29 protein-coding genes are annotated in these 26066 nt (G+C 65.3%); 19 read left to right on the top strand and 10 right to left on the bottom strand.

Translation table 11 applies throughout. From position 1 onward, the window contains the following. Positions 1 to 30 precede the first annotated feature (30 nt). Positions 31 to 1347, top strand: coding sequence for a chloride channel protein (locus ML401_RS20890; protein WP_211419189.1), 1317 nt, complete (start codon positions 31 to 33; stop codon positions 1345 to 1347). A gap of 103 nt (positions 1348 to 1450) precedes the next feature. Here the strand turns inward: ML401_RS20890 and ML401_RS20885 are convergent, their stop codons facing one another. Next, complete coding sequence (locus ML401_RS20885; protein WP_285806746.1) at positions 1451 to 2464, bottom strand: zinc-binding alcohol dehydrogenase family protein; 1014 nt, start codon at positions 2462 to 2464, stop codon at positions 1451 to 1453. Between the two features lie 121 nt (positions 2465 to 2585). Here ML401_RS20885 and ML401_RS20880 point away from each other — a divergent pair, with 121 nt between their 5' ends. The 4 genes from ML401_RS20880 (at position 2586) to ML401_RS20865 (ending at position 7160) form a co-directional block, all read left to right on the top strand. Next, positions 2586 to 2969: a helix-turn-helix domain-containing protein gene (locus ML401_RS20880; RefSeq protein WP_211419191.1), complete on the top strand. Its 384-nt coding sequence runs from the start codon at positions 2586 to 2588 to the stop codon at positions 2967 to 2969. Positions 2970 to 3152: 183 nt separating this feature from the next. Next, positions 3153 to 4559: a DegQ family serine endoprotease gene (locus ML401_RS20875; protein ID WP_194402777.1), complete on the top strand. Its 1407-nt coding sequence runs from the start codon at positions 3153 to 3155 to the stop codon at positions 4557 to 4559. Further along, a complete protein-coding gene (locus tag ML401_RS20870) occupies positions 4556 to 5893 on the top strand; it encodes a replication-associated recombination protein A (RefSeq protein ID WP_211419192.1) in 1338 nt (445 codons plus the stop codon). Before ML401_RS20875 ends, ML401_RS20870 begins: the two co-directional genes overlap by 4 nt. 52 nt (positions 5894 to 5945) lie before the next feature. Further along, positions 5946 to 7160 carry an RluA family pseudouridine synthase gene (locus tag ML401_RS20865; RefSeq protein ID WP_285806745.1) on the top strand — a complete coding sequence of 405 codons (1215 nt, stop codon included), beginning with the start codon at positions 5946 to 5948 and terminating at the stop codon, positions 7158 to 7160. A 138-nt stretch (positions 7161 to 7298) separates the two neighbouring features. Here the strand turns inward: ML401_RS20865 and ML401_RS20860 are convergent, their stop codons facing one another. Next, entirely contained in the window at positions 7299 to 7745 is a 447-nt protein-coding gene (locus ML401_RS20860) for a hypothetical protein (RefSeq protein ID WP_285806744.1), read from the bottom strand. Positions 7746 to 7820: 75 nt separating this feature from the next. On the opposite strand from ML401_RS20860, the gene ML401_RS20855 reads away from it, so the two are divergent. The 5 genes from ML401_RS20855 (at position 7821) to ML401_RS20835 (ending at position 12191) form a co-directional block, all read left to right on the top strand. Then, positions 7821 to 8615, top strand: a complete 795-nt coding sequence (locus ML401_RS20855; protein WP_285806743.1) for an ATP12 family chaperone protein — start codon at positions 7821 to 7823, stop codon at positions 8613 to 8615. A gap of 82 nt (positions 8616 to 8697) precedes the next feature. After that, positions 8698 to 10314: a flagellar hook-length control protein FliK gene (locus tag ML401_RS20850; protein ID WP_285806742.1), complete on the top strand. Its 1617-nt coding sequence runs from the start codon at positions 8698 to 8700 to the stop codon at positions 10312 to 10314. Beyond that, positions 10311 to 10574, top strand: a complete 264-nt coding sequence (locus ML401_RS20845; RefSeq protein WP_063195078.1) for an EscU/YscU/HrcU family type III secretion system export apparatus switch protein — start codon at positions 10311 to 10313, stop codon at positions 10572 to 10574. The genes ML401_RS20850 and ML401_RS20845 overlap by 4 nt, the downstream gene beginning before the upstream one ends. A 36-nt stretch (positions 10575 to 10610) precedes the next feature. Next, positions 10611 to 11468 carry a class D beta-lactamase gene (gene blaOXA / locus ML401_RS20840; protein WP_376717288.1) on the top strand — a complete coding sequence of 286 codons (858 nt, stop codon included), beginning with the start codon at positions 10611 to 10613 and terminating at the stop codon, positions 11466 to 11468. A 66-nt stretch (positions 11469 to 11534) separates the two neighbouring features. Continuing rightward, entirely contained in the window at positions 11535 to 12191 is a 657-nt protein-coding gene (locus ML401_RS20835) for a carboxymuconolactone decarboxylase family protein (RefSeq protein WP_285806741.1), read from the top strand. A 187-nt stretch (positions 12192 to 12378) separates the two neighbouring features. On the opposite strand, the gene ML401_RS20830 is transcribed toward ML401_RS20835, so the two are convergent. Together ML401_RS20830 and ML401_RS20825 are read right to left on the bottom strand one after the other, a co-directional pair. Next, positions 12379 to 13371, bottom strand: a complete 993-nt coding sequence (locus tag ML401_RS20830; protein ID WP_259212467.1) for a dienelactone hydrolase family protein — start codon at positions 13369 to 13371, stop codon at positions 12379 to 12381. 72 nt (positions 13372 to 13443) lie between these two features. Next, a complete protein-coding gene (locus ML401_RS20825; protein ID WP_285806740.1) occupies positions 13444 to 14040 on the bottom strand; it encodes a hypothetical protein in 597 nt (198 codons plus the stop codon). Positions 14041 to 14419: 379 nt separating this feature from the next. Between ML401_RS20825 and ML401_RS20820 the strand changes: the two genes are divergently transcribed. Together ML401_RS20820 and ML401_RS20815 are read left to right on the top strand one after the other, a co-directional pair. Then, positions 14420 to 15952, top strand: coding sequence for an acyl-CoA carboxylase subunit beta (locus tag ML401_RS20820; RefSeq protein WP_027549225.1), 1533 nt, complete (start codon positions 14420 to 14422; stop codon positions 15950 to 15952). 102 nt (positions 15953 to 16054) lie between these two features. Continuing rightward, positions 16055 to 16402, top strand: coding sequence for a hypothetical protein (locus ML401_RS20815; protein ID WP_211419200.1), 348 nt, complete (start codon positions 16055 to 16057; stop codon positions 16400 to 16402). A 120-nt stretch (positions 16403 to 16522) separates the two neighbouring features. On the opposite strand, the gene ML401_RS20810 is transcribed toward ML401_RS20815, so the two are convergent. Continuing rightward, entirely contained in the window at positions 16523 to 16675 is a 153-nt protein-coding gene (locus ML401_RS20810) for a hypothetical protein (protein ID WP_194402766.1), read from the bottom strand. A gap of 184 nt (positions 16676 to 16859) precedes the next feature. Here ML401_RS20810 and ML401_RS20805 point away from each other — a divergent pair, with 184 nt between their 5' ends. Further along, positions 16860 to 18737, top strand: coding sequence for a phospholipase D-like domain-containing protein (locus tag ML401_RS20805; protein WP_212068475.1), 1878 nt, complete (start codon positions 16860 to 16862; stop codon positions 18735 to 18737). Between the two features lie 82 nt (positions 18738 to 18819). Here the strand turns inward: ML401_RS20805 and ML401_RS20800 are convergent, their stop codons facing one another. Beyond that, entirely contained in the window at positions 18820 to 19473 is a 654-nt protein-coding gene (locus ML401_RS20800) for a glutathione S-transferase family protein (RefSeq protein ID WP_285806739.1), read from the bottom strand. Positions 19474 to 19600: 127 nt separating this feature from the next. On the opposite strand from ML401_RS20800, the gene ML401_RS20795 reads away from it, so the two are divergent. After that, positions 19601 to 19915 (top strand): hypothetical protein, encoded by a 315-nt coding sequence (locus ML401_RS20795; protein WP_212068477.1) that lies wholly within the window; start codon positions 19601 to 19603, stop codon positions 19913 to 19915. 116 nt (positions 19916 to 20031) lie between these two features. Continuing rightward, on the top strand, positions 20032 to 20316 hold the full coding sequence (locus tag ML401_RS20790) for a twin-arginine translocation signal domain-containing protein (protein WP_285806738.1): 285 nt from the start codon (positions 20032 to 20034) through the stop codon (positions 20314 to 20316). A 156-nt stretch (positions 20317 to 20472) separates the two neighbouring features. Here ML401_RS20790 and ML401_RS20785 read toward each other — a convergent pair whose 3' ends face one another. Then, a complete protein-coding gene (locus tag ML401_RS20785; protein WP_194402761.1) occupies positions 20473 to 20721 on the bottom strand; it encodes a GCG_CRPN prefix-to-repeats domain-containing protein in 249 nt (82 codons plus the stop codon). 262 nt (positions 20722 to 20983) lie between these two features. Further along, positions 20984 to 21682 (bottom strand): winged helix-turn-helix domain-containing protein, encoded by a 699-nt coding sequence (locus ML401_RS20780; protein ID WP_212068479.1) that lies wholly within the window; start codon positions 21680 to 21682, stop codon positions 20984 to 20986. Positions 21683 to 21874: 192 nt separating this feature from the next. On the opposite strand from ML401_RS20780, the gene ML401_RS20775 reads away from it, so the two are divergent. The 3 genes from ML401_RS20775 (at position 21875) to ML401_RS20765 (ending at position 23487) form a co-directional block, all read left to right on the top strand. Continuing rightward, positions 21875 to 22183 carry an NIPSNAP family protein gene (locus tag ML401_RS20775; RefSeq protein ID WP_194402759.1) on the top strand — a complete coding sequence of 103 codons (309 nt, stop codon included), beginning with the start codon at positions 21875 to 21877 and terminating at the stop codon, positions 22181 to 22183. 91 nt (positions 22184 to 22274) lie between these two features. Continuing rightward, entirely contained in the window at positions 22275 to 22625 is a 351-nt protein-coding gene (locus tag ML401_RS20770; protein WP_211419206.1) for an antibiotic biosynthesis monooxygenase, read from the top strand. Between the two features lie 52 nt (positions 22626 to 22677). Then, positions 22678 to 23487, top strand: a complete 810-nt coding sequence (locus ML401_RS20765; protein WP_194402757.1) for an oxaloacetate decarboxylase — start codon at positions 22678 to 22680, stop codon at positions 23485 to 23487. A gap of 62 nt (positions 23488 to 23549) precedes the next feature. On the opposite strand, the gene ML401_RS20760 is transcribed toward ML401_RS20765, so the two are convergent. Continuing rightward, entirely contained in the window at positions 23550 to 23942 is a 393-nt protein-coding gene (locus tag ML401_RS20760) for a hypothetical protein (RefSeq protein WP_211419207.1), read from the bottom strand. 178 nt (positions 23943 to 24120) lie between these two features. On the opposite strand from ML401_RS20760, the gene ML401_RS20755 reads away from it, so the two are divergent. Next, a complete protein-coding gene (locus ML401_RS20755; RefSeq protein ID WP_285806737.1) occupies positions 24121 to 24765 on the top strand; it encodes a trimeric intracellular cation channel family protein in 645 nt (214 codons plus the stop codon). 55 nt (positions 24766 to 24820) lie between these two features. On the opposite strand, the gene ML401_RS20750 is transcribed toward ML401_RS20755, so the two are convergent. Then, positions 24821 to 26056, bottom strand: a complete 1236-nt coding sequence (locus tag ML401_RS20750; protein WP_285806736.1) for a cytochrome c — start codon at positions 26054 to 26056, stop codon at positions 24821 to 24823. Between the last annotated feature and the right edge of the window lie 10 nt (positions 26057 to 26066).

The raw sequence follows: 26066 nt of genomic DNA, 5'->3' as shown, positions 1-26066 counted from the left end.
TTGGCGCGCCGTCGGGTAGGATGGGCGCTCATGCTCAGGCCTCTGTCGACCCGCCATAAACGCCTCTTCAGATTGACCTCCGCGCGATGGCAGCGGCAGGCGATCTTCCTGCTCGGTGGCATCGGGGTTGGCGCAGCGGCGGTGGCGCTGGCGCAGCTCGCCGATCTGGCGCAGCAGGCGTTCGCGCTGCTGCTGGCGCAGTCTCGCTACGCCGTGCTGGCCGTGACCCCGCTCGGTTTCATGCTCTCGGCCTATCTGACCATCCGGCTGTTTCCCAACGCGCAGGGCAGCGGGATTCCGCAGGCGATCGCCGCACGCCATCTGACCGACCAGACGGCACGCGAAAGTCTGGTTTCGATGCGGATCGCGATCGGAAAGGTGATCCTCACTCTGTTCGGTCTGCTGTGTGGCGGCTCCGTTGGCCGGGAAGGACCCACGGTGCAAGTCGGTGCCTCCATCATGTTCGCGCTTGGCCGCGTCTCGCCGCGCCGCCAGCCGGGGTTGATCCTGGCAGGCGCCGCTGCGGGCGTTGCCGCGGCGTTCAACACGCCGATGGCCGGAATCGTGTTCGGCATCGAGGAGATGAGCCGCGCATTTGAGACCCGCACCTCCACGCTCATCATTGCGGCCGTGATCGCGGCCGGCCTGACCTCGCTGGCGCTGGCGGGCAATTACGCCTATTTCGGCAGCAGCGCGATGTCGCTGGGGCGCGGCACGGACTGGCTGGCCGTTCCGCTCTGTGGCGTGATTGGCGGCCTCGCAGGCGGCCTGTTCAGCCGCATCGTCATCGCGATGGCGCGCGGATTCAGCAATCCACTCGGACGCGCGATCAAGGGCCATCCGCTCTGGTTCGCATTCGCGTGCGGCATCGCTGTCGCGATCTGCGGCTTGGTCTCCGGCGATACGATTTACGGGACCGGCTATGACCAGGTAAAGACGGCGCTGGAGTACGGCGCGCCGTTGCCGCGGGATTTCGGCGTGCTCAAGCTCCTGGCGACGACCTTTGCCGCGATCAGCGGCATACCGGGCGGCATTTTCTCGCCGTCGCTGGCCGTTGGTGCCGGCATCGGCAGCAACATCGCCGCGTTCTTCCACGATGCGCCGCTCGGCGCCATCATGCTGCTCGGCATGGTCTCGTACTTCGCCGGCGTGGTGCAGGCGCCGATCACCGCGTTCGTGATCGTGACCGAGATGACGGATAATCACGGCATGGTCGTGCCCTTGATGGGGGCCGCGCTGATCGCGCATGTGACCTCGCGAATGATCTGCGAGGAGGGCATCTATCACGCACTGGCTAAAGGCTTTGTCGAACGGGCGACGCGCCCCGCACTGGACAAGATGCCGTAAGGTGGGCAAAGGCGCAGCTGCGCCGTGCCCACCATCTCTCTCTCATCGCGACAATGGTGGGCACGCTTCGCTTTGCCCACCCTATGCACCGATGTTGCAGCTGCTACCACCCCTCCAGCACGATCTTGCCGCGCGATTTTCCGCTCTCCAGGAGAGCATGCGCGCGCTTGAGGTTGGCAGCGTTGATCGTGCCGAAGGTCTGGTCGAGCGTGGTGCGCAGCACGCCCTTGTCGATGAGGTCGGAGACGTCGTTCAGCAGATGATGCTGCGCAATCATGTCCGGCGTCTGGAACGAGGAGCGCGTGAACATCGATTCCCAGTGCACCGAGATCGCCTTGCCCTTGAAGGTGCTCATGGTGAACTCCGGCGGATCGTCGATCAGGCCGAACCTGCCCTGCGGCGCCATGACGTCCGCGATCGCCTTGTAGTGCTGGTCGGTGAAGGTGAGGCTCGCCACCAGCGCGACCGGCGGCAGCTTCAATGCCTCGATCTGCTCCTTCATCGGCTTGCCGTGGTCGATCACGGCGTGCGCGCCGAGATCGAAGCACCATTTTTGCGATTCCGGCCGCGTCGCCGTCGCGAGCACCGTGAGGCCGGTGAGGCGGCGCGCGAGCTGGATCAGGATCGAGCCGACGCCGCCGGCGCCGCCCGTGATCAGAAGCGTCCGCGGATCGACGCTCTTGCCGGGCACCGCGCCGAGCCGGTCGAACAGCAATTCCCAGGCGGTGATGGAGGTGAGGGGAAGGGCGGCCGCTTGTGCGAAGGACAGGCTCTTCGGCTTGTTGCCGACGATACGTTCGTCGACCAGATGAAATTCGGAATTGGTGCCCTGGCGCAGGATCGAGCCCGCGTAAAACACCTCGTCGCCCGGCTTGAACAGTGTGACCTCCGGCCCGACGGCATCGACCACGCCGGCTGCGTCATAGCCCAGGATCTTGGTCTCGCCCTCGGGCGGCGCTGCGCGCTTGCGCACCTTGTAATCGACCGGATTGGCCGAGATCGCTTTCACGGCGACGCGGATGTCGCGCCCCCGGGGTTCGGGTTTTGCAGTCTCGAAATCGATCAGCGAATTCGCGTCCTCGATCGGAAGCGATCTTGTGTAGCCGACGGCCTTCATGGCTTGTCTCCATCAGATGGCGTGCTCGCCTGCCGTCCTAACTGTCGCTCTGGCAACAATTTGGCAAGTACTGTAAATTCGGGGATATGGTCCCTGTTTGGATACTATTAGGAAAACACGCATGAAAAGGCGCGACTTTGCCCGGCGCCCGGGCTGCTCGGTCGAGGCGACGCTGGATCTGATCGACGGCAAGTGGAAGGGCGTAATCCTCTATCATCTGCAGGGCGGCACCCAGCGCTTCGGCGAATTGCGCCGCCGGATGCCCGGGATCACCCAGCGCATGCTGACGAAACAGCTTCGTGCGCTGGAGGAGGACAAGCTCGTCATCCGCAAGGTCTATGCGGAGGTGCCGCCGCGCGTAGAGTATTGTCTTTCCGAACTCGGCGAGAGCCTCAAGCCGGTGATCGATATTCTGAAGGCCTGGGGCGAGAACCATCAACGGCTCCTGTCCTGCGGGCCTGCGACCGAAATGGAGCCGGTCAAGAAGCGTAAGCGCGCAGCCTAGGTCGGGAACATCTGTCGCGCGACAATGGATGCGCGGTCATCATTTGGCACGAGGCAAATGGCCGGTCCGCACGCCAGGCTTGCATGCTTCCGACGTCAGAGGAGGGCCGAATATAGCCGCCCTGCGCCCTTCTATTGGGAGGCGAACGCGCCTATATTCCGGCGTCTTTTCCAAGAGGTAGGAATGTTTCGATCGATCTGGACCGCCGCCGTCACGGCCTCGTGCATAGCCTTTTCCGCCCAATTCAATCCGGCTGCGGCGCAGGACCGTCGGGTCCCGTCCTCGCCGGCCGAGCTGCGGCTGTCCTATGCGCCGATCGTGCAGCGGGTTCAGCCGGCCGTGGTGAACGTCTACGCGGCCAAGGTGGTGCAGAACCGCAACCCGCTGCTGGACGACCCAATCTTCCGCCGCTTCTTCGGTGTGCCGGGCCAGCAGCAGGAGCAGGTGCAGCGCTCGCTCGGCTCCGGTGTCATCGTCGATACGTCCGGCCTCGTCGTCACCAACGTCCATGTCATCGAAGGCGCCGACCAGGTGAAGGTGTCGCTGTCGGACAAGCGCGAGTTCGAGGCCGAGATCGTGCTGAAGGATTCGCGCAGCGATCTTGCGGTGCTGCGCCTGAAGGATTCGAAGGAGAAGTTTCCAGCGCTCGAATTCACCAACTCCGATGAGCTGCTGGTCGGTGACGTCGTGCTGGCGATCGGCAATCCCTTCGGCGTCGGCCAGACCGTGACCCACGGCATCATCTCGGCGCTGGCCCGCACGCAGGTCGGCATTACCGACTACCAGTTCTTCATCCAGACCGATGCGGCGATCAATCCCGGCAATTCCGGCGGCGCGCTGGTCGACATGAACGGCCGGCTCGCCGGCATCAACACCGCGATCTACTCGCGCTCCGGCGGCTCGCAAGGCATCGGCTTTGCGATTCCCGCCAACATGGTGCGCGTCGTCGTCGCTTCCGCCAAGAGCGGCGGCAAGGCTGTGAAGCGGCCATGGCTCGGTGCGAAACTGCAGGCGGTGACGCCGGAAATCGCCGAGAGCCTCGGCCTGCGCTCGCCGACTGGCGCGCTGGTCGCGAGCGTGGTGTCGAACGGCCCAGCGGCGAAGGCCGGCCTGAAATCCTCCGATCTCATCATCGGCATTGACGGCCAGAGCGTGGATGATCCCAACGCTTTCGATTACCGCTTCGCCACCCGTCCGCTCGGCGGCACCGCGCAGATCGACGTGCAGCGCGGCGGCAAGCCGCTGAAGCTGACGGTGGCGCTGGAGACCGCGCCCGATGCGGGACGTAACGAGCTCGTCGTCACGGCGCGTTCGCCGTTCCAGGGCGCCAAGGTCTCGACCATCACGCCGGCGGTCGCCGACGAGCTGCATCTTGACGCCGACACCGAAGGCGTCGTGATCACCGATCTCGGCGGCGACAGCGCGGCTGCGAATGTCGGCTTCCAGAAGGGCGACATCATCCTGGCCGTCAACAACCAGAAGATCAGCAAGACCGGAGACCTCGAGAAGGCTGCCGCAGAACGTCCGCGGCTCTGGCGCATCACGGTGGTGCGCGGCGGCCAGCAGATCAACGTCACGCTGGGCGGATGAGTCCGAAGCGACCACAGCAGACGCCAACGCTCTTCGCGGCGGCGGGGCTCGACCAGGAAGCTCCGCATCCGCTGCCGGACCGGCTGCGCCCGCGCACGCTGTCGGAGGTCGTCGGCCAGGAGCATATCCTCGGCCCCGACGGCGCTCTGACACGCATGCTGGAGACCCGCACGCTGGGATCGCTGGTGTTCTGGGGGCCTCCCGGCACCGGCAAGACCACGGTGGCGCGGCTCTTGGCGGATGCGACCGACCTGCATTTCGAGCAGATCTCCGCAGTGTTCTCCGGCGTCGCCGACCTGAAGAAGGCGTTCGACGCCGCCCGCGCCCGCCGCGAGATGGGCAAGGGCACGCTCTTGTTCGTCGACGAAGTGCACAGGTTCAACCGTGCCCAGCAGGATTCGTTTCTGCCCGTGATGGAAGACGGCACGGTGGTGATGGTCGGCGCCACCACCGAGAACCCGTCCTTCGAGCTCAACGCGGCGCTTTTGTCTCGTGCGCGCGTCTTGGTGTTTCGTTCGCTCGACGCAGCCGCGATCGAAAAGCTGTTCGCGCATGCCGAGGAGGTCGAGGGCAGGAAGCTGCCGCTCGATGACGAGGCGCGCGCGGTGCTGGTGCGCATGGCCGACGGCGACGGTAGGGCATCGCTGACGCTCGCCGAAGAGGTCTGGCGCTCGGCACGGGCGGACGAGATCTTCAACGCCGCGCAGTTGCAGGACATCCTGCAGCGCCGCGCGCCGATCTACGACAAATCGGCCGACGGTCATTACAACTTGATCTCGGCGCTGCATAAGTCGGTGCGCGGCTCAGATCCCGATGCAGCGCTGTATTACCTTGCGCGGATGCTGGACGCCGGCGAGGACCCGCTGTTCCTGGCCCGCCGCGTCGTGCGCATGGCGGTCGAGGACATCGGCCTGGCCGATCCGCAGGCGCTCGTCATCGCCAATGCCGCCAAGGACGCCTTCGACTTCCTCGGCCATCCCGAGGGCGAGCTCGCCATCGCGCAGGCCGTGGTCTATCTCGCCACCGCGCCGAAATCGAACGCGGTCTACACCGCCTTCGGCACGGCGATGCAGGTCGCCAAGCAAGCCGGCTCGCTGCTGCCGCCTAAGCACATTCTCAATTCCCCGACCAAGCTGATGAAGTCGGAAGGCTACGGCGCGGCCTACGAATACGACCACGACGCCCCCGACGCCTTTTCCGGCCAGGACTACTTCCCCGAAGCCCTGGGCCGCCAGACCTTCTATGACCCACCCGAGCGCGGCTTCGAGCGCGAGATTCGGAAGCGGCTGGATTACTGGGCCAAGCTGCGTAAGGAGCGGGGCGGCTCGGGCTAGAAACGGCCATTTCGCCGTGACGGGAGCCGCCTTTTAGGGTAGGCAGGCAACCATGAGCCGCCGCATCAAGAGAATGAACCCGAAGCCGCGCTCGCGTGACGAGCGCGAAGACTCACGTCCGCATCAGGCGCGGGGCGCAAAGAAAGCTGGCCCGCGTCCGAGCAGCAAGCCCGGCGGCAAGCCGCCGCGCTTTGCCGGCGAGCGTGCCGAGCGGCGTCCGCCCAAGGCTGAGCCGGAGAGGGCTGTGCCGGCAAAACCCGTCGAGCCGCTGCTGCCGACCAAGGTGCAGACCGTCAAGGTGACGGCCGACGAGAACAACATGCGCGTCGACCGTTTCCTCGAAGCGCGCTTTCCCGGCCTGTCGTTCTCCCACATCCAGCGCGTCGTCCGCAAAGGCGAGCTGCGCGTCGACGGCAAGCGCGTCGACAGCAAGGATCGCCTGGAGGAGGGCCAGAGCGTTCGCATCCCGCCGCTGAAGCTCGATGCGCCGAAGGTCGTCGGCGAGCTCTCGGAAGCTGCGCAGAAGACGCTCAAGGCGCTGAAGGAGATGACGATCTTCGAGGATGACGACGTCCTCGTCCTCAACAAGCCGGCCGGCCTTGCCGTGCAGGGCGGCTCGGGCATGACGCGGCACATCGACCAGATGCTTGAGGTGATGCGCGATGCCAAGGGCCAGAAGCCGCGCCTCGTGCACCGCATCGATCGCGAGACGTCGGGCTGTCTGTTGATCGCCAAGACGCGCTTTGCCGCTTCGCATCTGACCGGCGCGTTCCGTTCGCGGTCAGCGCGAAAAACCTATTGGGCGCTGGTGCCGGGCCTGCCGAAACCGAAGCAGGGCCGCATCTCGACTTTCCTCGCCAAGGAGGAGAGCGAGGACGACACCATTATGCGCGTTGCCCAGCACGGTGACGAGGGCGCGAGCCACGCGGTGACCTATTACGCGATGGTCGAGACCGCCGGCAACAAGCTCACCTGGGTGTCGCTGAAGCCGGTGACGGGCCGCACCCACCAGCTGCGCGCCCACATGGCCCATATCGGCCATCCCATCGTCGGCGATCCCAAATATTTCAACATCGAGAACTGGCAATTGCCGGGCGGCCTGCAGAACCGGCTGCATCTGCTCGCGCGCCGCATCGTCATTCCGCATCCGCGCGGCGGCGTGATCGACGCCACCGCGCCGCTGCCGCCCCACATGCAGCAGTCGTGGAATCTGCTCGGACTCGATGCCAGCCGGTTCGATCCGATCGAGAACGCGCCGGAGGAGTAGGGGGCGCACGGCTCGCCTCCACCCCGTCGTTGCGAGGAGCCCTGGCGACGAAGCAATCCAGACTGCCGCCGCGGCAGCAGTCTGGATTGCTTCGCTGCGCTCGCAATGACGTTGGGGAAGCAGCGATCGGTTCACCCCTCACTTCCGAAACTGCTCCAGAAACATCCGTAAACTGTCATGCGGGCTCTCGACATCCGTGATCAGCCAGCCCTCCGGTCCGTTGACGACGATGAAGTTCAGCGTCACGGGCTTGCCGCGATTGTCGAAATTCGCCGCGACATAGGTCTTGTCGTATTGCCTGCGAACGACCGCGATGGCGACCTGGCCGAGCTTCCAGCTCTGGCTCTGCACCAGGAAGTCGTACGGCTCGGCCCGCGGCGCGGACCAGGCCTTGCGCATAGCCGGATCGAAGAATTGCCGGGCGGTGGCGGTATCCCTTGGCAGTCCTTTGGACAGCTCCGGCGCGCCATCGCCGTAATGGGCATAGATGTTGCGGACCAGCGATTCCGGGGTGCGGAAGCCGGCCTCCGCCGCGGCCAGCGAAAGCCCGGTGAACAGGGCCGCAATGCCCGCAAGTTCCCTCATGCCCTCCGCTCGCTTTATCGGCCCCCGATCTTATCTTAAAAGCCTAACATCCAAGGACCGGGACCGAAAACTTACATGCGCGAATTGTTCGAAGAAGCCGCAGGCCAGCCTCCGCCCGATCCGCGGGAATCGGCGCGCGCGTCTGCGCGCACGCCGCTGCGCAAGCGCTTCTACAAGGAGGCCGGCGTCACCGAGGCCGAGGGCGGTTTTGCCATCACGCTCGATGGCAAGCCGATCCGCACGCCGTCTGGCCGCCAGGTCGTGATCCCTGCGCGGTCGCTCGCAGATCGCGTCGCCGCGGAATGGGCGGCCCAGGGTGCGAGCATCGATCCCGTGACCATGCCGCTGACGCGGATCGCCAACAGCGTGGTCGAAGGCGTCGTCGACCGCGTCCAGGTCGTCAGCGACGACCTTGCAAAATACTTCGAGTCCGACCTGGTGTTCTATCGCGCCGGCCACCCGGAAGGGCTCGTGGCCCGCGAGGCCGCGCATTGGGATCCCGTGCTGTTCTGGGCCGCGGAGACGCTGGGGGCGCATTTCATCCTGTCCGAGGGCGTCATGCATGTGAGGCAGCCGGACGAAGCGCTGAAGGCGGCACGCACCGCGCTGCCCGAGGATGCCTGGTCGGTCGCCGCGCTCCACGTGGTGACCACCTTGACCGGTTCGGCGCTGCTGGCCTTGGCGCTGGCCCATGACGTGCACGATGCCGACCAGGTCTGGGCCGCCGCCCATGTCGACGAGGACTGGAACGCCGAGCAATGGGGCGTGGACGAGGAGGCAGCTAGCCGCCGCGCCACGCGCTTCCGGGATTTCGAGGCCGCCGTGACGGTCTTGGCGGCGGTCAGGGCGGCCGTGGTCAAAGGTCCTTAACGAGAGGTTTACGACGTAGACGCTAGGGTGGGGGGAGTGCTCGCTCCCGTGCTCGCTCCAGTGCTTCCTTGGGCCCCCTGAGATGCCGACGCCCGTCACGTCCATCCTTCCCGTCAGTGCGCCCAGCCCCGCGGCTGATGCGACGACGCCCGACCTCGTGCTTCAGGCCGGCAGCGTCGTCGATGCCAGGGTCGTCAGCGTGATGGCCGACAATCTGGTGAGGATCGCGATCGCCAACCTCTCGATGGACGTGATGTCGGAGGTGGCGCTGACGCCGGGGCAGAATCTGCAGCTCGCAGTGTCGCAGAACGACGGCACTATCCGCCTTGCGATCATGAGCGGGGCAGGCGAGGCCGCCACTGATCAGATCACGCTGACGCCCCGCGCCGCCTCGCTGGTGGAAAGCCCGCCGCTGGCGCCGTCGGCGAGCGTGCCGCGAAATACGCTGACGCCGTTGGAGCAGGTCGCCGTCACCGCGGCATCGGCCGAAGCCGTGACGAAGCAGGGCAGCCAGGCGCCGCTGTTCGCTGATCTGGCGGCCGTCGTCACCGGCAGCGATTTTCCGGCGGGGTTGAAGCAGGCGGTGCTGGACGTGCTGGCACAGCAGACACAGCTCAACGGCGCCCTCGATGGCGGCGACATCGAATCCGCCTTCCAGAAGTCAGGACTATTCCTCGAGGCATCACTGGCTGCAGGCACGACCCCGTCCTCGGGTAGCGTTCCGGATTTGAAGGCAGCGCTGCTGGTGCTGCGCCAGACCTTGGCGACGATCCAGACGGCCGCACCGCAAAGCCAGGGCGCCACGATTCCGGCCGGCACCACGGCGACACCGCAGGTCGCCGCCGCGCCGGCGCAGCCAGCGGGTGAGGTCGCGCAGACCGTCTCGCCGTCGATCGCCCCCGACATTGCCCAGCAGCCGCAAACGCCGCGCAACGCCAATCCCGCGGCCGCGGTGCTGGCCGATATGGCGGCCGACGCGCCGCAAATGGCGATGCCGCGCATGTCCGCCGGCCTTGCCGCAAGCCTGCTGCAGGAGGTCACGCAAAACCTGCCGCGCCTTACCGGTAACGTGCCCGGCTCCAACAAGGCCGTGCCCGACGGCTACCTCTTTGAAGCCGCGGCCCGCGCGATACCGCCCCCGTTCCGTGGCGCGCTGCCATCTGCGCAATCGATCGCCTCGCCATCGCTCGCGCCGGATGCGCCGCTCTCCGCGACCGTGCATCGCCTGCTCGACGAGACCGATGCCGCGATCGCGCGGCAGACCCTGCTCCAGGTCGCTTCGCTCCCCGATCGCACCGACGCCAGCGGTCACCGCGTTGATCCCAGCGTGCCGCAGTGGAATTTCGAGATCCCGTTTGCGACGCCGCAAGGCACCGCGATGGCGCAGTTCGAGATCTCGCGCGATGGTGCTGGCGAATCCGCCGATCCCGCCAAGCAGGCCTGGCGCGCGCGCTTCACGCTCAATGTCGAGCCCGCCGGCCCGGTGCATGCACTGATCACACTGAATGGCGACAAGACTTTCGTGCGGATGTGGGCGGAGCGGACGGCGACCGCGCAGCAGCTTCGCGCCGGCATCGGTGAGCTCAACCAGGCCCTGGTGAGGGCCGAGCTCAACCCCGGCGACATCCTGGTCCGCGACGGCACGCCGCCGCAGCCGGCACCGGCCCGCGCCGGCCACTTCCTGGATCGCGCCACATGAGCGATCCATCCAAGCTCGCGATCGCGCTGCATTACGAGAAGGGCTCTGGCGCGCCCGTCGTCGTCGCCAAGGGCAAAGGCACGATCGGCGAGAAGATCGTCGAGATCGCCAAGGCGCACGACATCCCGATCGAGGAAAACGAGGTCTTGGCCGGCGCACTCTCCAAGGTCGAGCTCGGCGAGGAGATCCCGCCGGACCTCTACAAGGCCGTCGCCGAGGTCCTGGTGTTCGTGCTGCGGCTGTCGGGCCGGGGGCGGTAGGTCCTACCTGTCATCGTTTCACCATGGAGCGTCTGCATGGTCGCGGCCGCTTTCATCAGTCAATGGACATCGCTCTTGCTCACCCGCCGCTCCACTCTCAGCCTTCTTGCCGCATCTGCCATCCTGCCGCAGCGCGCGCTCGCCCACGTCGCGCCGCCGCGCAACGAGATCCGTGACAGTCTCGCAAAGCGCTTCACCGACCTCGGCACATCGGGCACCTTCGTCGGCTACAAGGTCGAGGATTATCTGATCGTCGCCAGCGACAAGGAGCGCTCGGGCGAGGGCAAGCTGCCGGCCTCGACCTTCAAGATCCCGAACTCGCTGATCGCGCTCGAGACCGGCGTCGTCACCGATCCCGACAAGGACGTCTTCCCGTGGGATGGTGTGAAGCGGCCGATCGAAGCCTGGAACAAGGATCACACGCTGCGCAGCGCGATCGCGGTCAGCGCGGTGCCGGTCTATCAGGAGATCGCGCGCCGCATCGGCCAGGAGCGCATGCAGAAATATGTCGATGAGTTCGACTACGGCAATCGCGACATCGGCGGCGGCATCGACCAGTTCTGGCTCACCGGAGCCTTGCGCGTCGATCCGGTCGAGCAGATCGATTTCGTTGACCGGCTGCGCCGCTGCGCGCTGCCGATCTCGAAGCGCAGTCAGGATCTGGTCGCCGACATCCTGCCGGTGACCAAGGTGGGCGAGGCCGTCATCCGCGCCAAGTCCGGTCTGCTCGGAGCCGAGCGCGGCGAGCCGTCGCTCGGCTGGATGGTTGGCTGGGCCGAGAAGGGCGAGGCGCACACGGTGTTCGCGCTCAACATGGATTGCAAGGAGCCGCGCCTCGTCGGCGAGCGCATGAGCCTGACGCAGGCCTGCCTTGCCGAGATCGGCGCGATCTAGCGCTGTCGCGCCAGCGCCGCTCGACTAGCATCCTTCCGGCCAAAAAAGAAAACCGGGAGGACAACAATGAACTCAACACCGCTATGGCTGTCGTCGCTTACGCTCGCTGCAGCCGGCGGCTGGCTCGCCGCCACCATGTTTGCCGGCCCCGCCACCAGCAAGGAGCCTCGCTTTCCGCAGCTCACCATGGACCAGCTCGACGCCAAGCAGAAGCCGCTTGGCGAGCAAATCATGAAGGTGTCGAGCGTCGGCATCGGCGGTCCCTACAATCCTATGATCCGCAGCCCCGTGCTGGGCCAGCGCCTGTTCGACCTGTTCCATTATCTGCGCTGGGAGACCTCGGTCCCGCTGAAGCTCAACGAGTTCGCGATCCTGATCATCGGGCGGCAATGGCGTTCGCAGGTGGAATGGTTCGCGCATGCGCCGCTGGCAGCCAAGGCGGGCCTCTCCTCCGATATCATCGCGGAGCTGAAGGCCAACAAGCGCCCGTCGAAGATGGCCGAGGACGAGACCGTGGTCTACGATTTCGTCACTGAGCTTACCACGACCAAGAAGGTCACCGACGAGACTTACGCGCGGGCGAAGAAGGCGTTCAATGATCAGCAAATCGTCGACCTCACCGCACTCGCCGGCAATTACGTGATGGTCGCAATGCTGCTGGCCATGGCGGAGGAAACCGTGCCGCCGGGCAAGGAGGAGCCGTTCAAGCCGGGCGAGCCGTAGGTCTCACTCTCTCGGCCCATCATTGCGAGGAACTCGCTGATGCGACGAAGAAGTTCGGTTTTTACGTTGAGGAAGTCTGGATTGCTTCGCTGCGCTCGCAATGACGGAGTATGTGGCGCACCATGCGCAGCTGCCGTAGGGTGGGCAATGGCGCGTAGCGCCGTGCCCACGATTTTTCTCTGCGCATTCACCCCAGCTTGAACAAAACCTGCAAGAACTCCTCCACCGCCTTGCGCGCCTCGGCGGCCGTCTTCGGATTGCCGCCGACATGCGGGTTCAACTCGACACAGGAATCCTTGTAGGTAAAGGGCGCGTTGGTCTCGCCGTTCATCAGCACGCCGCCGTCGCCTTCCTTGATCCGGCAGTTGCGCACGGTTTGCGCATTGGCTGACACCGCAACGGTGCTGACGCCGAGCAGGCCGCTGTCAAATCCGTGCGCGCTGTCGGGATATTCGGTCAGCACGACATCACGGCCCGCTGCCTTGAGCCGTTCGACGAACGCCTTGCAGCTCTTCACGGGATTGTAGTCGTCGGGCGTGCCGTGAAAGATGCGGATCGGGCGCGCGGCGACCTCGCTGTCGCCAACATACGTCGTCGAGCAGTCCGGATAGAACGGGACGTACGCCGCAAACTGGATGCCCGACTTGTTCCAGAGCTTGTTGAAGCGGTCGAGGCTTGCATAGAGCGTTGCCTGTCCGCCGCGGGAAAAGCCCATCAGCACGATGCGGTCAGGATCGACGCGCGGGTGTTTCGCCAGGATCTCCAGCGAACGGTAGATGTCGATGATCAGGTTGAGCCGGCCGAGCAGGGCCTGGTTCGGCCCGACCACCGTCAGCCCGCGGCCGGTGAAGCCGTCGATCACGAAGGTCGAGATGCCCATGGCGTTGAAGGCGTGCACCCAGGCTTCCGTGGTGGCGCCGACGCCGCTCGAGCCGTGCATCAGCACCACGACGGGGAGCTTGCCGGTACCCTGCGCCACGCGGAATTCGCCGGCCACCGTCACCGGCTTGCCGGCCGCCGCATCGCCGCTGAGGAATTGCTGGTCGGAGAGAGTCAGAGAGGGGATCGGGTAGATCTCGGCGCGGGTGGCGACTTCCTTGGGCAGCGACTGCGCATAAGCGAGCCCGGTGGCAGCGCAGAGCGCAATGAGCGCCATGGCGGCGCGGAATGCCGTCGGCATCGGATCCTCCCGTGTGATTTTCAGGGAGTAGACCAACGGACTTGCACGCTGTCAATTTGCCGCGGGTCGACCTCAGCCCTTGTCGGCCGTCTTCTTCGCCGTCAGCGCCTGGTCGATCGCAAAGCCGCCGATCTCGCTCATCGCTTGCGAGATCACGTCGTCCTTGCGGGCAAAGCCGGCGGAGAGGAAATCGAACTGCGTCCGCGCCAGCCGCAGCACCTCGATCGGCACCGAGACCGCGGTCTCGTTGAAACTGTCGACGGAGGCGCGCAAGGCATCCAGCTCGGTCGTGAGCTTGACGATATGGCTCTCGGCATTCTGCATCAGGCCGATCAGCTTGCCGCGCTCGGCATCGAAGGCGGCTCGTTCGGCGGCGGCTGCCGCGGTGACCTCGGCAAGCTGCGCCCGCAGCACGTCGATCTGCCCGACCATGGCGTCGGAGGCGAGCTCGGCCGCCTCGCGCAGCTCGGCGTTGCGCGTGCTCTCGTTCTGCTGCTGGTGATACAGCCGCTCGGCCGACATCGCCCGCTGGCCGAGCTGCTCGATCAGGCTCGCGGCGCGCAGCAGCATCTCGCCATTCCGCCCCGACACCATGCTGGCCATGCGCCGCAGGAAGTCGACGGTATCTGACGATGAGTTCGGCGGCAGGGGGACGACCGTCGCGGACATGTGTGACGCTTGAGCCAGGCTGTGGTGACCGCCGCCGTACCGACTGGGCTCACGCAACATTCGGCGCCTGATCGCGAATGCGGAGCAAGCCTGAATCGGCAGGCCCGGTCAACCGGGCGGGGACACCAATTTGCGAGGCCCCGGCCGGGATCAGGCGCGCCTCTGCGAGCCGCCCCGGCCGGGCCGGGTGAATGGGAAAGCCGGGCCGTCCGGCCATTCCCGCGCCCGCTATCGCCTAGCCGGCAAAACTTTGGAATTCCTGGCGCTTTCCCGCTGCTTCAAGGCAGCCCTGCGGCGCCGAAAGGCGCTTTCCGGCTTGCAAAATGCCGTGTTAGAACCCCCGGCAATCGCATTTAGGCTTAAGAACTGGCGGGAGCAAATGAAGCACATCCTGGACGCCCTTGAAGATCGTCGCGCCGGCGCCAAGCTCGGCGGCGGGGAGAAGCGCATCGAGGCGCAGCACGCCCGCGGCAAGCTGACCGCGCGCGAGCGGATCGAGCTGCTCCTCGACAAGGGATCGTTCGAGGAGTTCGACATGTTCGTCGAGCACCGCTCCACCGAGTTCGGCATGGAGAAGAACAAGATCCCCGGCGACGGCGTCGTCACGGGGTGGGGCACCGTCAACGGCCGCAAGACGTTTGTCTTCGCCAAAGACTTCACGGTGTTCGGCGGCTCGCTGTCGGAAACGCACGCGCTGAAGATCACGAAACTCCAGGACATGGCGATGAAGGCGAGGGCGCCCATCATCGGCCTCTATGATGCCGGCGGCGCCCGCATCCAGGAAGGTGTCGCCGCGCTCGCCGGTTATTCCTACGTGTTCCGCCGCAACGTGCTGGCCTCGGGCGTGATCCCGCAGATCTCAGTCATCATGGGCCCCTGCGCCGGCGGCGACGTCTATTCGCCCGCGATGACCGACTTCATCTTCATGGTGAAGAACACCAGCTACATGTTCGTCACCGGCCCCGACGTCGTGAAGACCGTGACCAACGAGGTCGTCACCGCCGAAGAGCTCGGCGGCGCCTCGGTGCACGCCACGCGCTCCTCGATCGCTGATGGCGCCTTCGAGAACGACGTCGAGACGCTGCTGCAGATGCGCCGCCTGATCGACTTCTTGCCGTCCAACAACACCGACGGCGTGCCGGAATGGCCGAGCTTCGACGACATCGGCCGGGTCGACATGTCCTTGGACACGCTGATCCCCGACAATCCGAACAAGCCTTACGACATGAAGGAGCTGATCCTGAAAGTCGTTGACGAGGGCGACTTCTTCGAGATCGCGGAGAGCTTTGCCAAGAACATCGTCACCGGCTTCGGCCGCATTGCGGGCCGCACCGTCGGCTTCGTCGCCAACCAGCCGATGGTGTTGGCCGGCGTGCTCGACTCGGACGCCTCGCGCAAGGCCGCGCGTTTCGTGCGCTTCTGCGATGCCTTCAACATCCCGATCGTCACCTTCGTCGACGTGCCGGGCTTCCTGCCGGGCACCGCGCAGGAATATGGCGGCCTGATCAAGCACGGCGCCAAGCTGCTGTTCGCCTATTCGCAGTGCACCGTGCCGCTGGTCACCATCATCACCCGCAAGGCCTATGGCGGCGCGTTCGACGTCATGGCCTCCAAGGAGATCGGCGCCGACATGAACTACGCCTGGCCGACCGCCCAGATCGCGGTGATGGGCGCCAAGGGCGCGGTGGAGATCATCTTCCGCAGTGACATCGGCGACCCCGACAAGATCGCCGCGCGCACCAAGGAATACGAAGACCGCTTCCTGTCCCCCTTCATCGCCGCCGAGCGCGGCTACATCGACGACGTCATCATGCCGCATTCGACGAGGAAGCGCATCGCGCGGGCGCTGGCGATGCTGAAGGACAAGAAGGTCGAAGCGCCGGCGAAGAAGCACGACAATCTGCCGTTGTGAGGACCGCGTAGGGCGGGTTAGCGAAGCGTAACCTGCCACTCATCCGAACGCGGCGGATTACGGCTACGCCTAATCCGCCCTACAATCGGCATCCTCGATCCAATGACCGAAGACGATCCGACCGACGAAATCTCCGACATTGAAGATCGCATCGAGGCTCTCGCCGAGATCGCCGAGCGTTGCCGCAAGTACATCCTCGCGTCGAAGATCGCGATCGGGGGCGGGGCGGCGCTGCTGGTGGTGACGATCCTCGGCGTGTTCGGGTTCGGTCAGACCGCCGCACTCGGATCGATCGCGCTGGTGCTCGGCGGGATCGTCTCGCTCGGCTCGAACGTCTCGACGCTGCGGCAGACGGACGAGGCCATCAGCGCGGCGGAGGCGCGTCGTGCGGCCCTGATCGGCAGTATTGACCTGCGCGTCGTTGCCGATGCGCCGTTGAAGCTGGTGTGAGGTGTAGGACGGATTAGCGCCAGCGTAATCCGCCAAGGTTTGCGTTATTGGATGGGGAAGTGGCGGATTACGCTTCGCTAATCCGCCCTACATATCTCGCGCAGCCGGCCCCACCACGCCTTACGCGGCGGTCTTGAGCGTCAGCTCCGACAATTCCGTGCGGCATTCGGCGGCGAAGGCTTGCAGCCGGTCGGCGGTCTGGCGGTCGAGGATGGCTTTGGCCAGCCGCTCGGCGCGGGCGATCTGTCGCTTGAGATATTCGATGCGGACCATGGGTCACCTTTCAATTGCTTCCGTCCGGTGCTGGCGACTGTAGGCCGGGTGCTGGATTGATTCTGTGAGGCGGATCACGCTCCGCGGGCCTTGTCCGCCGCGGCGGAGGAATGCACGTATTGCGACACATGATAAATGGTATAACCTAGGGGTAGATTTTGAGTTTTTCATAAGGAATTTTCCCATGCGAGCGCGGGCATCGAAGGATGGACTGACACTGCGTGTCATTGCTGGCTCAAACAACGTGTTGCTGGCGATGGATCTGGAGGAGTCGAAGCGAAAGGGCTGCCTCGGCTTCACCATTGAGCGGACGGATGTCGACACCGGCGCGCGGCGCTGGCTGCCCAACATGCTTCGGTTCGACGTCGATCCGCTCGACGCAGCCGACATCGCGCAGGCCGCCATTCCAGCGGTCGAGGCAGATCCGAAGCCAGTGCCGGCCGCCAAGAAGGCCGCCAAGAAAAGGGGAGCAGCCAAGAACGCTCCGCCGCGGGCGCCGGATCAGGACGCTCCGATGGTGTCGACCGCTCGCGCTCCGTTGCAGAAATTCCGCTGGGGCGACTACACGGTCGATCCCGGAAAGTCTTATCGCTACCGCGTCGTTCCGCGCTACGATCCGGCGGCGAAGATCGTCCAGGATGGCAAGGAAGCCGAGCGGCGCCGCGAATTCGACACCATTCAGGGCGGCGTAACGGTCGAGGTCAAAACGGAAAACAACCACGGCCATGATGCTTCGGTGTTCTTCAATCGCGGAGCTGCCGCGAGCCGCGCCTATAATAGCCGCTATGGCGACAACGACCCCGCCAGGATCCCCGACGCTCTATGGTGGCTCTCGCGCGGACTCGAGGAAGCGCTGATCGGGTTTATCGGCCAGGCGGTCGATTCCAGCTATGCCGTTCATGCCGCGATCTACGAATTTCAGAAGCCCAAGCTGCTCGAAGCGTTGACGCGTGCGGCGGGCCGTGGCGTGGACGTCAAGGTCGCCTACCACGCGCGACAGAAGAGCAAGCAGGGCAAGCCTGATCCAGCGGACAAGACGGCGGCCAGGAATCGCGCGGCCATCGCGGCGGCAGGGATCACCTTCGCCAAACCTCGCGATGCGGATCCACAAGGCGCGATCATGCACAACAAATTCGTCGTTCTGCTGAAGAAGGGGGCGAATGGATCGATGCAGCCGATCGCGGTGTGGACCGGATCGACAAACTGGACCGACGGTGCGATCTACGGCCAGCTCAACCTGGGACACGCCAGCTACAATGTGAAGATCGCCACGGCGTACAACGACTATTTCCAGTCGCTGTACAACAACGATTCAGCCAGGGACATCAAGAAGCACACCCAGTTCTTGACGCCGGTGCCGAAGGATCGCGACAGCATTCCACACGGGGTCACGCCGATCTTCTCTCCCCAGTCGAAGCTGGAGATGATCGATCTCTACGCGGAGCTTTGCCGGACCGGGAAGATCGTGATGGTCAGTGCGCCCTTCGTCCTGCATCCGAAGATTCTCGCAACCTTCAAGAAGACGCCGAAGGGCACGCTGCGCTTTCTGATGGCGGACAAGGGCAGTTCGTTCGGCAAGGCGGGAGCCGTGAAGCTGCTCGAGCACGACGCCGCCAACCAGGTCTCGGTTGCAACCACGCTGAGCTCGGCGCTGCACGATTTCCAGGGGCGGCTGCTCGAGCATGAGGAGAGCTTCCACCATTCCGGAGTTCACATCCACTCCAAGATCATCGCGATCGATCCGTTTGGGCAGGACCCGATCCTGGTCACGGGGTCAGCCAATTTCTCCAACAACTCGACGAAAACCAACGACGAGAACAGCCTGATCATTCGTGGCGATACCGCCGTGATGGACATCTACATCACGGAATTCATGCGCATGTTCGAGCACTATTGGTTTCGCGCGCATGTGGAGGGAAAGACCAAAGGCGGCAAGAAGAAAAAGAGCGTCGAGGCGCGCATCGCGGGATTGAAGAAGGATGATAGCTGGACGGACCCGTACTACACGTCCGGGAGCCGCGAGGAGACCGATCGCCTGGCGTTCGCCGGCCTGGCGACCTAGAGCAGTCATCCCTGGAGCGCGGGCATGTGCCGACGCGACCCGCGCTCGTCGAGGTGATGGAACGGCAAATTGCTGCCTTCACCTAATGCTTGTGGTCAGCGTCCGCCGCCGCGAAATGCGCCATCTGGTCGGCGTGCGCCTTGATGAACGCCGGGCGGCCGGTGGCGCGCGCGACGTAGGCGCGGCAGGCGGGGCTGTCCGCCAGCCCGCCGAACATGTCGACGAGGCGCAGCACGTCCGCCATCAGGATGTCGGCGACCGAGAAGGAGCCCACCAGCCATTCGCGCCCCGCCAGCACCGGCTCGAGATGCTTCAGCCGAAGCTTGAGGAAGTCGTCGACGAATTTCCAGGCTGCCGTGTCGGTCGGATGTCCCATGAACTTCGACATTCCCCAGGGCAGGCTGGCCATCTCCACCGAATTGAGCGCCGCGAACACCCAAGCCGTCGCCTCGGCGCGGCCGCGCGGATCTGTGGGCATCAGCTTCTCGCTGCGTTCGCCGAGATGAAGCAGGATTGCGCCGGTCTCGAAGATCGAGATGCCGCCGTCGGTCAGCCACGGCACCTGGCCGAACGGCTGGTGCGCGAGGTGCGCAGGCCTGCGATCGTCGAACGGCGTGCTGGCGACGCGATAGGGCAGGGCGGCTTCTTCCAGCGCCCAGCGCACTCTGAGATCGCGCACGAGGCCACGCGGCGGTTCCGGAACCCAATTGAAGGTGGTGAGGGTGAGGTCGGCCATTTGCTGTCTCCGTGTCCTGGTTCGAACAAAGGACGAGCGAGGGGCGCCCGTTCCGACACCGGTGCCAACTCTTTTTGCCGCCGGCGATTTGACCGGTTAGGCTCGCGCCAACACCAGGAGGAACCCGATGCCCGCCGCCTTCTTCGTCGTCCGCGCCATCGTCCCCGACGCCGGCAAGCGCGCTGCCTTCGACAAATGGTACGAGACGGAACATCTGCCCGACGCGGTGGAGGCCTTCGGCGTGAGCCGAGCGTCGCGGTTCTGGAGCCTCGATGATCCCTCGCTGCACGTGGCGATGTATCAGTTCGACGACGAGGCCAGACTCGCGGCCATGCTGGAAGGTGACGCGTTGCAGAAGCTCGTCGCCGATTTCAACCGCGACTGGCCCGACGTGAAGCGCTCGCGCGAGACGCTGGTGCTGGCGCAGGAAGTTTCCACGTAAGGCACAGCGAATGTCCGCTTCGCAACGAGTCTGAACATGCGATTCAGCTTCGGTTCATGTCGTGGCCGCGACACTTCCTCTGCATCACTTGCACGAAGATCCAAGAGGAAGAAGCCATGGAGCGCCGGAACTTTTTGAAACTTGCATTGGGGGTGACGGCTGGCGCCGCCGCCTTCGCCGCGACCGCGCGGGCCGCGCCGCTGTCACCGCAGCCCGTCATTGATCCCGCACGTGCGCCGCAAGGCAATGCCGACGCTCATCCCGCCGTCACCTCCAGTGAGGAGGCCGCCAAGCTGACGCCCGAGCAGGTGCACTGGCATGGCCATCATCGCCACTGGGGCTGGCGCCGCCGTCATTGGCGCCGGCACCACCGGCGCTGGCACCGCCGCCATTACTGGTAAGCTCGTCAGAGCGCGTGAATTGGACGGGGATCGCAGGCAGCGGTCCCCGTTTCGATTCGGAGGTGCTTCAATTTCGATGCGAATCGTCAGGTGAGCCGCGAAACGAAAATGGCCGCGCAGGCTTTCGCCGCGCGGCCATCTTGCGATGCGAGGAGATCAGAACGGGCGGCAGCGGCCGGCGTACCAGCGGAAGCCGTAGGGGCATACGCGCGCGCGGGGCACGACCACGACCGGCGGGGCGACCACCACCGGGGCGGGGCGTACCACGACCGCGCCGCGCATCGGGCGGCAATTGCCATAGGGACCGCGATAGAAGCCGCGGCCGCAGCCCTCAGCGGCGCTGGCCGCCTCACCGAAACCGACGACAGCGGTGGCAAGCACGGCGGCGGCGAACAGGTATTTCATTTGATCTTCCTTCTCGTCCTTGGGGGAAAGTCTTTGGGGGGCGGCGCTCGCGGCGCACAATGAATCAAAAGACGCGATTCGACATGTCAAATCTTGCAACATATCGGCACAGCGCGATCCAAACCTGCCAATCATGACCTGAATGCGGCATGAACGTTCCCTCGCACAGGGCCTGAGGCGACAGAAATGGCGCCGGCGGCCGGGAGCCTCCAAGCTGCCGTGCCGCCGGAGCACTCCAGGATGCAATGGGAGCGCGCGCCGGTCAGTCCTTTACGTTGCCGAACAGCGCGGCAAACTGCTTCTCGCCGGTGCGGGTGAAGTTCACGACGCGGCTGCCCGGCGTGGCGTCGCGCGCCGCCCATTTCAACTCTGCGAAGCGCTGCATCATGGCAGCCCCCAGCGTGCCGGCGAGGTGATGCCGCCGCTCGCTCCAGTCGAGGCACGCCTTGCACACCGGGCGCCGTGGATGGGTGAGCATGTCGGGCGAGATCTGCAGATGCCTGGCGAGAAAACGCTCGCCCTCGGCGGTCAGCTCGATGTCCTGCTTCTTCTGCCTGACCAGATTCCGCTCGCGCAAGGAATCGAGCATCTGCACGCCGAGATCGCCGGCGAGATGGTCGTAGCAGATCCGCGCGCGCCGCAGTGCCGGGTCTTTCGGCCCGGTGCGCACCCGCATATGGCCGGTGCGCGCGGCGAGCCCTGCGAGACCTTCGAGCACGCCCGCGACGTCGTCGTCGGTGAGGCGATAATAGCGGTGGCGGCCCTGCTTCTCCGGCTCGACCAGCCCGCCGGCCTCGAGCTTGGCCAGATGCGAGCTCGCGGTCTGCGGCGTGATGCCGGCCTCCTGCGCCAGCTCGCTCGCCGTCAGCGCGCGGCCATTCATCAGCGCCGTGAGCATGTTGGCGCGAGCGGGGTCGCCGACCAGCGAGGCGACCATGGCGATGTCGGGTCCTGATTTCATGCTTCGATGGTAGCCGAAGCATTGTGGTCGGGCAAGGCCGTAGCGTGTCACCAGTTCGTCATTGCGAGGAGCACGTGACAAATTGCGAAGCAATTTGCACTGGCGACGAAGCAATCCAGGCTGTCTCCGCGGTGAGGTTCCTGGATCGCTTCGCTGCGCTCGCAATGACGGCGTGGAAACAAGGAGCCCACCATGTCCGTCACCGTCTTCATCCGCTACCAGCTCGATCCCTTCAAGCGCGCGCAATTCGAGGAGTACTCGAAGCGCTGGCTCACCATCATCCCGAAATGCGGTGGCGACCTGATCGGCTATTTCATGCCGCACGAGGGCACCAACAACATCGCCTTTGGGCTGATCACCTTCGAGAGTCTGGCCGCCTATGAGGCCTATCGCGCCCGGTTGCGACAGGACACTGAGGGCATGGCCAATTTCCATTTCGCCGAGGAGCACAAATTCATCCTCGCCGAAGAGCGCACCTTCCTGCGTCAGGTGGTATTGTAGGCCACGCCAGCATGATCCGGACCCGAAGGGCCGCGTTCGCGCAAATTGCAGCGCGGTTTTCCGGATCATGCTCAAACAAAAGGAGACGCCCATGATCGCCGTGATCTTCGAGGTCTGGCCCAAGCCCGAACATCGCCAGGATTATTTCGACCTCGCCGCCGATCTGAAGCCGATCCTGCAAACCATCGACGGCTTCATCTCGGTCGAGCGTTTCGAGAGCCTGACCGACAAGGGCAAGATCCTGTCGGTGTCGTTCTGGCGGGACGAGGCGGCGGTTGCGGCCTGGCGCAACACGATGGAGCATCGCCGCACCCAGGCCAAGGGCAGGGCGCAGATCTTTGCCGACTATCATCTGCGCATTGCGAGCGTCGTCAGGGACTACAGCATGACCGATCGGGACGAAGCGCCCAAGGACAGTCGCGCCGTGCACGACGCGCACTAGCGCAGGCTTTCATCCGCGCCTATCTGTGCGCGGCCAACAACGGAGAACAACAATGCACGTCACGACGGCGGACAAGCGCGCGACCTTCAAGAAGATGCACGAGAGCGGGTGCTTCATCCTGCCCAATCCGGTCGACGTCGGCAGCGCCAAGGCGTTGCAGCATCTCGGTTTCAAGGCGATCGCCTCGTCCAGCGCGGGCTTTGCCTGGACCATCGGCAAGGCCGACAACCACGTCAGCGTCGAGGACATCTGTCAGCATCTGGCAGCATTGAGCTCGGCGGTCGATATTCCCGTGAACGCCGATTTCGAGGGCGGCTTCGCGGTCGAGCCGGACAGGGTCGCTGACAATGTCGAGCGCTGCGTGCGCACCGGCGTTGCCGGCCTCTCGATCGAGGATTCCACCGGCGACAAGGACAAGCCGATCTACGAGCGCGCACTCGCGGTCGACCGCATCAAGGCCTCGCGCAAGGCGATCGGCGACAGCGGCACGTTGCTGGTCGGCCGCTGCGAAGCCTATTTGTGGGGCGTGACCGATCTCAAGCTGGTGATCGACCGGCTCACCGCTTATGCCGACGCCGGGGCCGACTGCCTTTATGCACCAGGCCTGAAGACCCGCGAGGACATCAGCGCCGTGGTGAAGGCTGTCGCGCCAAAGCCGTTCAACCTGTTGATCGGCGCGTCCGGCCTGTCACTGAAGGAGGCCGAGGATCTCGGCGTGCGCCGGATCAGCGTCGGCGGCTCGCTCGCCCGCGCCGCCTGGGGCGGCTTCATGCGCGCGGCCAAAGAGATGGCGGAGAAGGGCACGTTCACCGAGCTCGGCAGCGGCTATCCCGGCGGCGAGCTCAACAAGATGTTCAGCTAGCGGCACAACGAACAGGCGGCGGGACTTTGCGTCCCGCCGCCTTCGCATTTCGTCGTGATCTCCTACTTCGCGCCGTCAGACGGCGTCTGCGCATCCGGGGCCGGCTTGCTCGGCGCCGCACCGGTGGTCACGCCCGGCGAGGTGTTGGTGCGCGGCGTCACGTCGCGCATGCCGGGAGGTGCCGCGGGATTGGTCGCGGGCGCCTGCTGGGCGGTTTGCGTTGCCGGCGTGGTGCTCGCCTGATTTCCGGTGCTGGTATTGTTCAGGCCGTAGAACACGGCACCCAGCACCAGTGCGATCGCAACTGCGAATAACGCAACCTTGCCGCTGGAGGCGGGGCCTTCGCCAAGCTCGGGATCGGCCTGTAGGTCGGCATCCCGGCGCGCCGCGCGAAGATACTCATCGTCGGCGAGGTTCGGGCGGTACGGATCGTTGGGAAAACGGTCGTCAGCCATCGATTGGGTCTCCTCGGTTAAGACGCCTCGACAACCCGTGGATGCGAGATTCCGTTCCGCCCCTCCTTATGCTTTCGTCGCATGTTGCTCCGCCACCGGGAATCGGGAACCTGTCATTTCCGGGAACCGAGCGTGAGTTCCAGGGTCGCGACGAGGGAACAAGCCGGGGGAAACGCCGATGTGGAGTCTGCCGCCGACAGATAGCGTGCTGCATTTCCTGTCCCTGGTCGCGATCGCCGCCCAAGGCATGACGGCCGCGCTTGCCGCGGGGCGGCGCAGCATGGACTGGCTCGGGGTCTGCTTCCTCGGTTGCATCACCGCGCTTGGCGGCGGAACGCTGCGCGATCTCTTCCTCGGACATTATCCGCTGGTCTGGGTGCAAAACCCGACCTATCTCGCGCTCGCCGGCGCCGCGGCCTTCCTCACCATCCTGTTCGCGCGTCTCGTGCACCGGCTGAAGGTCGCCTTCATCGTGCTCGACGCCATCGGCCTCGTCGTCTTCACCATGGCGGGCTGTGACGTCGCCTGGCAGATGGATGCCTCGCTGCCGATCGTCATCGTCTCGGGCATGGTGACCGGCTGCGCCGGCGGCGTGCTCCGCGACGTGCTCTGCAACGACGTGCCGCTCTTGTTCCGATCCGAGCTCTACGCCAGCGTCTCGGTGGTGACCGGCCTGTTCTATGCGACCGCGTTCGGCCTCAAGCTCAACGCCGAGCTCTCGACCATCCTGACCTTCGTGCTCGGCATCAGCTTCCGTCTGCTTGCGGTGCGCTACCAATGGGAGATGCCGAAATTCGTGTTCACGGGAGATGAGGAGAGGTGAGCGCTGTCGCTCACGAATGGCGAATTGCGAATAGAACTGGCCATTCGCCAATCACCTACTCGCCATCCGCCTCTCGCATCCTCGCCTTCGCGACCTGCGCCGGCGTGACCAGCAGCCCGGCATTGCCCCAGGAATTGCGGATGTAGTTCGTCACGGCCGCGATCTCCGCATCGGACAATTGCTTGGCATAGCCCGGCATCTCACCGGTGTTGGGCGCGCGCGGCGTGGTCAGGGTGTGGGCGCCGTCGAGGATGATACGCAAGGTCGAGGAGGGATTGTTGGATTGCAGCAGCGCATTGCCCGGCAGCGGCGGATAGATGCGCGGGGCGCCCGAGCCGTCCGCTTCGTGGCAGGCGATGCAGAGCTTGGCATAGACCACCTGGCCCGCCTTCATCTCGGCCTCATCCGGCGGCGTGACGATGGTCTCGCGTCGCGCCGGCGGCAGGCTCTTCAAGTAAACCGCGATCGCGCGCACATCGGCCTCGCTCATCTTGGAGGTCGAGTTGACGATGACTTCCGCCATCGGTCCGCCGGCATGGCTTTTGGCATTGCGCCCGCTCTGCAGATATTCGGCGATGTCCTGCGCCCTCCACGACTGCAATCCCGTGCGGGCCGCGCCATCGAGCCGGGGTGCGTACCATCCGCCGACCTCGCTGCCCGACAAGGCTTGCGCGCTCTTGTCCGCGCCAAAATAACTCTTGGGGGTGTGGCAGGCGCCGCAATGGCCGAGCCCGGTGACGAGGTAGCCGCCCCTGTTCCAGGCCGCGCTCTTGCCTTGGTCCGGCTCGAACAGGCCGGGCTTGAAATACATCGCGTTCCAGATCCGCATCAGGCCGCGATAGCCGAATGGCCAGCGCAGCTCCGGCGGCTTGTTGCGGCTCACGACAGGCGCGAGCGTGCCGAGATAGGCGCGGATCGCCAGCGTGTCGTCCTTCGTCATCTTCGTGAAGAAGGGATAGGGAAAGGCCGGGTAATAGTTCGAGCCGTCGGGCGCGATGCCGGTGCGCACGGCGCGCACGAAGTCGGCGTCCGTCCAGGCGCCGATCCCGGTGTCGCGGTCCGGGGTCAGGTTCGGCGCATAGATCGCGCCGAAGGGGGTGTCGATGCGCTTGCCGCCCGCGAACGGTCTTGCGGGATCGGCGGTGTGACAGCCCGCGCAGTCGCCGGCCTCGACCAGCGTCTTGCCGTAGGCGATCAGCTCCGGCGACGGCTCGGCGGCGAGGGCCATGCCTGCAACCGCACTGCACAACGCCAGGCCCGCAACAGCCAAGCCCGTCAGAATCGTCCGCATCCCAAGCTTC

Source organism: Bradyrhizobium sp. 62B (assembly GCF_030272265.2).
Lineage (GTDB): Bacteria > Pseudomonadota > Alphaproteobacteria > Rhizobiales > Xanthobacteraceae > Bradyrhizobium.
Note: the sequence above shows the minus strand (reverse complement) of the source record. Positions and strands in the feature narration are given on the sequence as shown.